The sequence below is a fragment of the Enterobacter sp. K16B genome (assembly GCF_020216105.1).
Classification (GTDB): Bacteria; Pseudomonadota; Gammaproteobacteria; order Enterobacterales; family Enterobacteriaceae; genus Enterobacter; species Enterobacter sichuanensis.
In genome coordinates, this window is sequence record NZ_JAIWJZ010000075.1 from 24,465 (window position 1) to 34,852 (window position 10,388).

Sequence of the window (10,388 nt, forward strand, 5' to 3'; positions counted from 1 at the left end):
CGCGTTATCATCATTGTTGAGCCATAACCGGGTCCGCCTGCTTCGCCTCATCCCGCCCAGGACGACGAGGAATGAACGACACGACCCAGGAAACCAGCGAAGTAAGTGATCGGAAAATTAATTTCACCGACGACGGGGCAAATTCTGCAAGGTGACGATAGCCACGGAACCCCAGCTTCAGAATATCCAGCAGGCTTTCCAGAGGTTTATCTTCCGGGAAGCTGTCCTGCCAGAGAGCCCACGTATCCGCGCGGGCAAACGTACACTGCACAAAATCAATATGTTGCTTTTTGGTCAACGGCATCAGCTGCAGACCCACTTCATCGCCCGTCACACGAACGACCTGTGTCGGGAAGACATACTCCTGCTGGCCGCGTTTAAGCAGCAGGTTAACTTTTTGCCCTTCCAGCACCTTGGCCTGGCCGTTGATTTTGATCCCCAGACCACCGTCAGAGAAGTCGTGTACGGTACAGGAGAAAAGATGCCCATCTTCACGGGCAATGGCCGCCGGCATGCAGATTTCCACGCGATGCGCACGGCGAACCTGTTTGCTCTCCACAGATACCGCCACCGCGCCACCGAGGATAATCAGGTTGTAGAAGACCCAGGCCATACTCACGAATACCGTCAGGATCTCGTTTTCCGGGCCATAGAAGTAACGCCAGATACCGGCGATGACGCCCACAATATTCAGCAGCACCAGGAAGATATACGGACGGGAGATCACCCAGTCGACGTACTCCTCTTCCACCAGACCGCCCTTCGCGGTGACGTTGAATTTACCTTTATGCGGATTAATCAGCGCCACCATCGTCGGCGGTGCGATGTACCAGGCCAGCACCGTTTCGTAAATTTCACTCCAGAAGGAGTGGCGGTATTTACCCTGAATCTTCGAGTTCGTCAGGCTCGCGTGGATCATGTGCGGCAGAACAAACAGCGCAATCATCAGCGCAGGAGCGTAGATGATATAAGCGTGAAGGAGCAGGAACGCCAGCGGCGCGGTCAGGAAGATCAGCCGCGGGATACCGGATAAGAAGTGGAACATGGCGTTGACGTAGCAAAGACGTTGCGCCAGCTTCAGGCCTTTTCCTATCAGGGGGTTATCAAGACGGAATATCTGCACCATGCCGCGGGCCCAGCGAATACGCTGACCGATGTGCGCCGACAGCGACTCCGTTGCCAGACCGGCAGCCTGAGGAATGCGCATATAGGCAGAGGTATAGCCGCGACGGTGCAGGCGCAGAGAGGTGTGCGCATCTTCGGTGACCGTTTCCACGGCAATGCCACCAATTTCATCCAGCGGTTTACGCCGGATAACGGCGCAGGAGCCGCAGAAGAAGGTGGCATCCCACATGTCGTTACCGTCCTGCACCAGGCCATAGAACAGCGTGCCTTCGTTCGGGGTTTTACGGAAGCGACCCAGGTTACGTTCAAACGGATCCGGCGAGAAGAAGTGGTGCGGCGTCTGCATCATCGCCAGCTCTTTTTCTTTCAGGAACCAGCCCATTGTCATCTGCAGGAACGAGCGCGTCGGCACGTGGTCGCAGTCAAAGATCGAGACAAACTCCCCAGTGGCATACTTCAGCGCGTTGTTGATGTTCCCGGCTTTAGCGTGCTCGTGAGTCGGCCGGGCGATGTACTCGACGCCCACCTCCTCGGCGAACTGACGAAACGCCGGACGATTGCCGTCGTCGAGGATCCAGACTTTGAGCTTATCTTTCGGCCAGTCGATGCCCAGCGCGGCATAAATGGTGTTTTTTACCACGCTCAGATCTTCGTTATAGGTCGGGACGAAGAGATCAACGGTCGGCCACTGCGTGGTGTCTTTTGGCAGCGGAACCGGCTGGCGGTTGAGCGGCCAAATCACCTGGAAATAGCCCAGCACCAGCACAATCCAGGCGTAGGTTTCGGCAAACAGCAGCACCAGGCCGCACACCAGACTGACCGGATCGTCCCAGTTAAGGGTTGAGGTATAACGCCACCAGATGTAGCGACAGGAGACGGTCAACGACAACACAATCAGCATCAGCGCCGAGAAGCGACCTGGAATACGGCGAACCAGCAGCGCCACGCCCCACAGCAGGATCAGGAAGGTGAACTGCGCCAGCGGGTTAAAGGGCTGCGTAATACAGACCAGCGCCAGAATGAGCGAGAACACGACGATGACGCCGAGAATAAAACGCCGCAAGCCCGGGTGGAGATGCCCGAGCTCTTTATGGTTATCCAGATGGCTGGTCTTATCGGTCACGCTGTTGGGCAGTCTGTCCAGCCACTGGTGGTAGCGTTCGCGTAGCTGTTGCACGCGGGAGAAACTGCGCCAGTGCGGCGTTATTTTCTCGTTGCGGGATGATGTGACCGCCAGCCAGAGCGCCTGAATGAGGTAACGCGCCGGGTCCAGTGGCCGCGGGCGGTTGGGATTGATGTGGGGATAGAGCTCACTGTGTCGTGCGCGGATGCGCTGCCAGCGCGGGTGTTCGAGCGGAATGAACGTCCAGGCCAGGATCATCCAGAAACAGCCGAGCGCGGCGCTGAATGCCGAAGCACCATGCCGGCGAAAATGCCGGTAGTTTTCGCTCAAACGCGAACTGACCGGCGGGATGAGTAACCAGCTGGCGAGTCGACTCATACAGAACTCCCTGCAGGCTCCGCCCCTTTGGCGAAGTTCAGCAGACACCAGTTAGCCAGCGTCAGGATCTCTTCTGCCGCCAGCGAATCGCTGCGGTACTCGCCGAGCGGTTGCTTGGACGCAAGGCATTCAGCCATTCCTTCATCACGATGGATGACAATAGGAAGCAGACGACGCTGGCTTTGCAGCCACACCTGATACAGATCGTCCTGGATCTGGCTGCCAATGCGTAAATCGTTAATCAGGATATGCGCATTCTGAGGTAAACCCTGCTGATGCAAGCGGATGTGGCAATTCGCATCGACATTGACGATGGAGAGGACGTGATCGCACTGTGCGATAAGCTGTCGGGTCAGCGTGCCGGCGCCGTGCGGCAGATCCAGCAGGATCCACCGGTAATGCCCCTTTTCTTTCAGACTTTGCAGCGCCAGCGTGAACTGTGAAAACAGGCGCTGATAGGCGGCTTCATTCTCGCGTTCCGTGGTGGTGAGTTGACCAAACGGCAGCAAATCGAGCTGGGAGGTATAGCGCATACCGGCATCCCGCCAGTCTTTATCATCAAGCAGCGCCCGGGCCCAGCCCTCTTCGCGAGTAAAGTCGACGTTAAACGACATACGCAGCAAATTATCGGCGCAGGCGTCAATAACCAGCACCGATTCACCTAAAAGCTGTAATGACCACGCCAGCGCCGCGGTAACAGATGTGGTACCCACACCGCCACGGACACCCTGTAATCCGAGTATGGCCATCAATGGCTCCCTTATTGTTGATGGGCAAATTCAGCTAACAACGGCCAGCGTTTAATAGCCGCAGCCAACTGTTCCCGCTGGGAAATATCGGTGTAATCTATTTCAGGTAAAGAAAAGGCCTGCGTCAGCGCCAGAAAATCGTTTTGGAATGTGTAACCCAGCGTCGAGTCGACTGGGGTTCCGGGTTCATTATTATCCATTCTTTTTCCATCCCTTTGAGGAAAATCGCACGCTCAGAAGTTGCGGGGCTCCCTGCCCGGACAAATTTCATTTACATGCTAAATCTGATGTTCTTTAATTTCAATGTTAGGTTTATTTCTACGCTTTCGCTAGTAAACTGAGATACAGATAAATTAGACGAAAAGAGGGACACCGTGGACTCCATATTTTCTATTGGCATCCAGTCATTATGGGACGAATTGAGCCACATGCCAGTCGGAGGAGTCTGGTGGATTAATACGGACCGTAATGAAGATGCTATCACTCTGGTAAACCAGACAATTGCTGCTCAGGATAAGGATTCCCGCGTGGCCGTCATTAGCATGGGTGACGATCCGAAGAAGATTATCACGCTTGAAAGCGATCGCGGCCCCCAGACGGTGCGATTATTTTCCATGAAACCGGAAGCCGATAGTCTATACTTTTTGTCCCGCGATGTTCAGTGCACTATTGATCCGGATCACTATTTGGTGATTCTCAAATGTGCAAATAACGTCCTGCAAAATATTCCTGCGGAAAAGCTGCTGCCGTGGCTGGAAAAAATCAATAAATGGGCAAAATTTCAAAATTGCACGCTATTGGTCGTCAATCCCGGCAGTAATAATGACAAGCTGTTCTCACTGTTAATGGGCGAATATCGCTCCCTGTTCGGTCTGGCAAGCGTTCGTGACCAGGTGGGCAGCTATCTCTACGATATTGCTTTCTGGTGTAATGAAAAAGGGGTGAGTGCCAGGCAACAACTTACTCTGAAACATATCGAGGGCAAGTGGCACCTGGCGCAGCAGGAAGAGACCGTGGTTCAGCCGCGCAGCGATGAAAAACGTATCCTGAGCCATATCGCGGTCCTGGAGGGTGCCCCTGCTCTTTCGGAAAACTGGTCCCTGTTTGACTCTAACGAAGCCCTTTTCCATGAAGCCCGCACAACCCAGGCGGCAACCCTTATTTTCTCGTTGATGCAAAATAACCAGATTGAGACGCTGGCAAGACAGATCCATACCTTACGCCGCCAGCGCGGAAGCGCGTTGAAAATTATCATACGTGAAAACAATACCAGCCTGCGCGCCACCGATGAGCGCCTGCTTCTGGGCTGCGGCGCGAATATGGTTATCCCCTGGAATGCGCCGCTGTCACGCTGCCTGACGCTTATCGAAAGCGTGCAGGGTCAGCAGTTTAGCCGCCATGTACCGGAAGAGATTTCCACGCTGCTCTCCATGACCCAGCCGATGAAACTGCGTGGATACCAAAAATGGGATACCTTCTGCGATGCCGTCGGCAACATGATGAGCAACACGCTTCTTCCTGCTGACGGAAAAGGGGTCATGGTTGCACTGCGTCCTGTACCGGGTATTCGCGTTGAACAGGCGCTGACCTTATGCCGTCCGAACCGTACAGGGGACATCATGACCATCGGCGATAATCGCCTGATGCTGTTTTTGTCCTTCTGCCGGATAAACGATCTTGATACTGCGCTTAACCACATCTTCCCCCTGCCGACCGGTGATATCTTCTCGAACCGTATGATTTGGTTCGAAGATAATGCCATCAGCGCGGAACTGGTGCAGATGCGTGCGCTCCAGCCAGAACAATGGGCTAAACCGCTCGCTATCACGAGTGATGCGAAACCGATCCTCAATGCCAGACATGATGGACATGTCTGGCGACGGGTGCCGGAGCCTCTTCGCTTATTAACAGACAACGCGGAGAACGCACTATGAATATCAGCGATATCATTCAACTGGTTATAGTCTGTGCGCTGATCTTTTTCCCGCTTGGCTACTACGCACGCCATTCCATACGTCGTATTCGTGATACGGCCAGAGTGTTGTTTATAAAACCTCGCCACGTTAAACCAGCCGGAACACTGACACGGGCATCACACGTCAAGGCAGACCGAAAACATGACTAATTCAACCTATACCGCTTCGTCACCTTCGCCGCTCTGGCAATACTGGCGCGGCCTTTCCGGCTGGAACTTCTACTTTCTGGTGAAGTTTGGTCTGCTGTGGGCAGGCTATCTGAATTTCCATCCTCTTCTCAACCTGGTGTTTATGGCCTTCCTGCTGATGCCTCTGCCGAATATCAGGCTGCATCGTTTACGCCACTGGGTAGCCATTCCTGTCGGCTTTGCGCTGTTCTGGCATGATACCTGGCTACCGGGGCCGGACAGTATTATGAGCCAGGGCTCGCAGGTGGCGGGGTTTAGCGCCAGCTATGTCCTCGACCTGATCGAGCGTTTTATTAACTGGCAGATGATTGGCGCGGTATTTGTGCTGCTGGTTGCCTGGCTGTTCCTGTCACAGTGGGTCCGCGTCACGGTGTTTGTCGTGGCGATTATGATCTGGCTTAACGTGCTGACGTTGGCAGGGCCAAACTTTTCGCTGTGGCCTGCCGGTCAACCCACCACCACGGTGACCACCACAGGGGGAAGCGCGGCGGCAACCGTCACGACGGCGGGCAATACGCCTGTTGTGGGGGATATCCCAACCCAGACCGCGCCGCCGACCTCCACAAACCTGAATGCCTGGCTCTCCAGTTTCTATACTGCGGAAGATAAGCGTCAGACGAAATTCCCGGACGCGCTGCCGGCAGATGCTCAGCCGTTCGAACTGCTGGTGATCAACATCTGCTCTCTCTCCTGGGCCGACGTGGATGCCGCAGGTTTGATGTCGCATCCGCTGTGGTCGCATTTCGACATTCAGTTTAAAGATTTCAATTCGGCCACCTCATACAGCGGCCCGGCGGCGATCCGCCTGCTGCGTGCAAGCTGCGGTCAGACATCGCATAAGAACCTGTATCAACCCGCCGGCAACCAGTGTTATCTGTTCGATAACCTCGCCAAACTGGGCTTTACGCAGCATCTGATGCTGGGGCATAACGGCCAGTTCGGCAACTTCCTGAAAGAAGTGCGCGAACAGGGTGGCATGCAGGCGCCGTTGATGGATCAAACGGGTCTTCCGGTCTCTCTGCTGGGCTTCGACGGCTCGCCCGTTTATGACGATACCGCCGTACTTCAGCGCTGGCTGCAGACCATCGAAAAAGACAGTAATCCGCGCAGTGCGACGTTCTTTAACACCCTGCCGCTTCACGACGGTAACCACTTCCCGGGCGTGAGCAAAACGGCAGACTATAAAGTGCGTGCGCAGAAATTCTTCGACGAGCTGGACGCGTTCTTTACGGAGCTGGAAAAATCCGGCCGTAAAGTGATGGTGGTTGTCGTCCCTGAACACGGTGGCGCGCTGAAAGGCGACAGAATGCAGGTGTCGGGCCTGCGTGATATCCCAAGCCCGTCCATTACCAACGTGCCTGCTGGCATTAAATTCTTTGGTATGAAGGCACCTCACCAGGGCGCGCCGATTGAGATCACCCAGCCAGGTAGCTATCTGGCGATCTCAGAACTGGTTGCCCGTGCGGTGGACGGCAAGCTGTTTGTTGAGGATAGCGTGAACTGGGATCAGCTCACCAGCAACCTGCCGCAAACGGCAGAAGTCTCCGAGAACGCTAACGCGGTAGTGATTCAGTATCAGAACAAACCGTACGTTCGTCTGAACGGCGGGGATTGGGTACCGTATCCGCAGTAAGGCCACTCACCCTAACCCTCTCCCCACAGGGGAGAGGGGATAGTCGGTGCGTTATTATTGCGCTGAGATCCACACCAGCATTTTCAGACTTGCCGAATAGTAGTCGTCTTTAGAGGTGATTTCGGGTTCTCCGGAAGACTGTCCCATCGTTAAATCGCGTACCGCCAGCAGACCGCCTTCCATCATATAGGGCGCATAGTCGTTGGTCGTGACGTTCACCCAGGCGGGCGTTTGTTCCCGGGGAAACTGACCGAACCAGGCTTTCCACGGCGTCAGCAACGGGCTTTGTTTATCAGACCAGGCAACGTACAGCGGAATACGAATCGCATCGTAGCTCATCCGCGGTGGCCAGCCCTGGGCCGGTGCCAGCTTGCCACCTGATGTCAGTGAAACCCAGTCAGGGGGCAGATTCGCTTTACCCGACCCCATTTTCCCCAGCAGGCGTTTCCCGTCCTTCATCAATTCATGCCAGACCGGTAAATGACTGCGCGCGGCAAAGTCCTGCCAGGCCGGAAACACGAAATAGGACGGATTAAGGATCACTTCACCCTCAGGCTTAAATCCCTGGACGCCGGGCAGCATCACGCGGTAACCCGCATAGCGGATCACACTGTGGTCAATCAGTGCTTTTGTAATGGCATCCGATGCGGTGCTGTAACGCTTGTCATGCCAGCGGGCATCGGCTTTTAATAACGCCCAGGCGATCAGCACATCGCCGTCTGCGGCGTTGTTTTTGTCGGCGATCGGGTTGGACTCTGCGGGGTTGTAACGCCAGTAAAAGAGACCATTCTCTTTGTTCTTCAGCTGACTGTCCGTCCATTGCCAGAGCTTATCGAACGTGGCTTTATCGTCATTGGCCACCGCCATCAGCATGGCGAAACCCTGACCTTCCGTATGCGAAACACCGCCATTGCCGGTATCGACAATGCGGCCTTCCGGTTTAAAAAAGCGTGCCTTGTAACTTTCCCAGGCCTGCCCCGCCTGCGAGAGAGGCGAGAACAGTACACTCATCATGACAGCCAGCGTCGCGCAGACGGGTTTTCGCATCATTGACTCAGTCCGGTTATTCGGCACTTCGCAGGGAAATCTCACCGCCCACCCAGGGCTTGATTGCGCCATCCTGCTCCAGAAGCAACGCCCCCTGCGCATCAATACCGCGGGAAGTACCGTAGATCTCTTTATCGCCAATCAGCAATTTCACCGGGCGGTTGATGAAGTTATCCAGCTTTTCCCAACGCGACAGGAACGGAGCCAGCCCTTCCTGCTCAAAAAGCGTGAGTGAACTGCGCAACTCTTTAATCATACGCACGGCGAGGGTGTTGCGATCGATGACGATGCCCGCCTCCTGGAGGTTAGTCCAGGCCTGGTTCACCACATCACTCTGGACGTTGCGCATCACCATATTGAGGCCCGCGCCAATGACAATTTGCGCCGCATCGCCGGTTTTCCCGGTCAGTTCAACCAGGATACCGGCCAGTTTTCGATCGTTGAGGTAGAGATCGTTAGGCCACTTCACGCGTACGTTATCCGCCCCCAGATCGTGCAGCACTTCCGCCATGACAATGCCGATAACCAGACTCAGGCCAATGGCAGCGGCAGGCCCCTGCTCCAGACGCCAGTACATGGAGAGATAAAGATTTGCACCAAACGGTGAGAACCATTTGCGACCGCGACGGCCACGCCCGGCCTGCTGATACTCAGCAACACAGGCATCGCCGGATTTTAGCTCAGGCAGACGATCCAGAAGATACTGGTTCGTCGAATCAATCACGGGCAGCACCGCCACATTGCCGTGTCCAATCTGGCTGCGAATCAGTTCTTCATTCAGCAGTTGAATTGGTTCCGGCAGGCTGTAGCCTTTTCCTGGTACCGTGAAGACATCGACACCCCAGTCGCGCAGCGTCTGAATATGCTTATTGATGCCGGCACGGCTCATGCCCAGCTGTTCGCCCAATTGCTCGCCAGAATGAAATTCACCGTCGGCAAGAATGCCAATCAGGGTTAAGGGGATGGTATTGTCCTTCACGCGATGGCCTCCACGGCATTGACTTCGCCTGTGCACCCGATAAAGCGCACTTCCGGCTCCAGCCAGACGTTAAATTTCTCGCCCACACGCTCACGGACATGATGTGCCAGCTGAACCACATCATCGCTGGTCGCATCACATTGATTAATCAGTACCAGAGCCTGCTGTCGGTGAACGGCAGCGCCGCCGACTGTCGTGCCTTTTAACTGGCATTGATCGATAAGCCATCCCGCAGCAAGCTTCACGCTGCCGTCCGCCTGAGGGTAATGTGGCGCTGTTGGCCATCCTTCAAGGAAGATTTTTGCCTTTTCGCTGCTAATTACCGGGTTTTTGAAGAAGCTTCCGGCATTGCCGTTTACTTTGGGATCGGGAAGTTTGGTCATCCGCATATGGCAAACCGAGTCAAAAACGTCGCGAGGGGTAACGGTTGCCGGATCGAGACGCGTTAAATCACCGTAGGTCAACACGGGCTGCCAGCGCTTAGACAGACGCAGGCCCACGGCGACAATGACGTAGCGATCCTGATATTCATGTTTGAAGATACTGTCACGATAGCCAAAACGGCACTCTTCTGCGGTTAAACGCTGGGCCGTTCCGGTCGCCAGTTCGATACAGTCGACATACTCACAGACATGCTTCAGTTCGATGCCATAGGCACCGATGTTTTGAATGGGTGACGATCCGGCGCAGCCTGGGATCAGCGCAAGGTTTTCCAGACCCGGCATCCCTTTGTCGAGGGTAAACCGCACCAGATGATGCCAGTTTTCACCGGCCCCCACGTGAATGTGCCAGCTATCGGCGCGCTCTTCCACATCAATGCCCATGATGCGGTTAATGATTACTGTTCCCGCAAAATCGTCGAGAAACAGGACATTACTTCCTTCGCCCAGAATCAGTACGGGTTCGTTATTTTCTGTTGCGCTTTGCCATGCATTCAGCAACTGCTGTGAGGTATCGGCACGTACAATCTTTTTAGCATTCCGTTGAATGCCAAAGGTATTCCAGGGCTTAAGGGAGTGGTTCATAGACGCTATCCTGATGCAAAAACGCAGGTAGTTTACCGTATAAGCAAGGTATTGGGGGATTAGTTTTGTGCAGCGCAGAAACGCAAAAAGGCCATCCTTTCGGATGGCCTCTTCACGTGTTTGATGCCTGGCAGTTCCCTACTCTCACATGGGGAGACCCCACAC

General features: G+C 54.9%; 9 protein-coding genes. 3 read left to right on the top strand and 6 right to left on the bottom strand.

All coding sequences use genetic code 11. From position 1 onward, the window contains the following. Positions 1 to 10: 10 nt before the first annotated feature. From bcsA to bcsR, 3 genes are read right to left on the bottom strand one after another with little or no spacing between them, the layout of a single operon-like run. Positions 11 to 2,626, bottom strand: a complete 2,616-nt coding sequence (gene bcsA, locus LDK53_RS14645; RefSeq protein ID WP_059386121.1) for a UDP-forming cellulose synthase catalytic subunit — start codon at positions 2,624 to 2,626, stop codon at positions 11 to 13. Then, a complete protein-coding gene (gene bcsQ / locus LDK53_RS14650; RefSeq protein ID WP_025759454.1) occupies positions 2,623 to 3,375 on the bottom strand; it encodes a cellulose biosynthesis protein BcsQ in 753 nt (250 codons plus the stop codon). The genes bcsA and bcsQ overlap by 4 nt, the downstream gene beginning before the upstream one ends. Before the next feature lie 11 nt (positions 3,376 to 3,386). After that, a complete protein-coding gene (bcsR, locus tag LDK53_RS14655; protein WP_008503237.1) occupies positions 3,387 to 3,575 on the bottom strand; it encodes a cellulose biosynthesis protein BcsR in 189 nt (62 codons plus the stop codon). A gap of 174 nt (positions 3,576 to 3,749) precedes the next feature. Between bcsR and bcsE the strand changes: the two genes are divergently transcribed. Genes bcsE through bcsG form a run of 3 tightly spaced genes read left to right on the top strand, consistent with a single transcriptional unit; the run spans position 3,750 to position 7,172 of the window. After that, on the top strand, positions 3,750 to 5,309 hold the full coding sequence (gene bcsE / locus LDK53_RS14660; RefSeq protein WP_025759456.1) for a cellulose biosynthesis c-di-GMP-binding protein BcsE: 1,560 nt from the start codon (positions 3,750 to 3,752) through the stop codon (positions 5,307 to 5,309). Then, entirely contained in the window at positions 5,306 to 5,500 is a 195-nt protein-coding gene (bcsF, locus tag LDK53_RS14665) for a cellulose biosynthesis protein BcsF (protein WP_025759457.1), read from the top strand. The genes bcsE and bcsF overlap by 4 nt, the downstream gene beginning before the upstream one ends. Next, positions 5,493 to 7,172 (top strand): cellulose biosynthesis protein BcsG, encoded by a 1,680-nt coding sequence (bcsG, locus tag LDK53_RS14670; RefSeq protein ID WP_095450739.1) that lies wholly within the window; start codon positions 5,493 to 5,495, stop codon positions 7,170 to 7,172. The genes bcsF and bcsG overlap by 8 nt, the downstream gene beginning before the upstream one ends. 54 nt (positions 7,173 to 7,226) lie before the next feature. Here bcsG and LDK53_RS14675 read toward each other — a convergent pair whose 3' ends face one another. From LDK53_RS14675 to murB, 3 genes are read right to left on the bottom strand one after another with little or no spacing between them, the layout of a single operon-like run. After that, entirely contained in the window at positions 7,227 to 8,219 is a 993-nt protein-coding gene (locus LDK53_RS14675) for a glycosyl hydrolase family 8 (protein WP_225287464.1), read from the bottom strand. A gap of 16 nt (positions 8,220 to 8,235) precedes the next feature. Continuing rightward, on the bottom strand, positions 8,236 to 9,198 hold the full coding sequence (gene birA, locus LDK53_RS14680; protein ID WP_025760406.1) for a bifunctional biotin--[acetyl-CoA-carboxylase] ligase/biotin operon repressor BirA: 963 nt from the start codon (positions 9,196 to 9,198) through the stop codon (positions 8,236 to 8,238). Further along, positions 9,195 to 10,223 (bottom strand): UDP-N-acetylmuramate dehydrogenase, encoded by a 1,029-nt coding sequence (gene murB / locus LDK53_RS14685; protein WP_225287461.1) that lies wholly within the window; start codon positions 10,221 to 10,223, stop codon positions 9,195 to 9,197. Before murB ends, birA begins: the two co-directional genes overlap by 4 nt. Positions 10,224 to 10,388 lie beyond the last annotated feature (165 nt).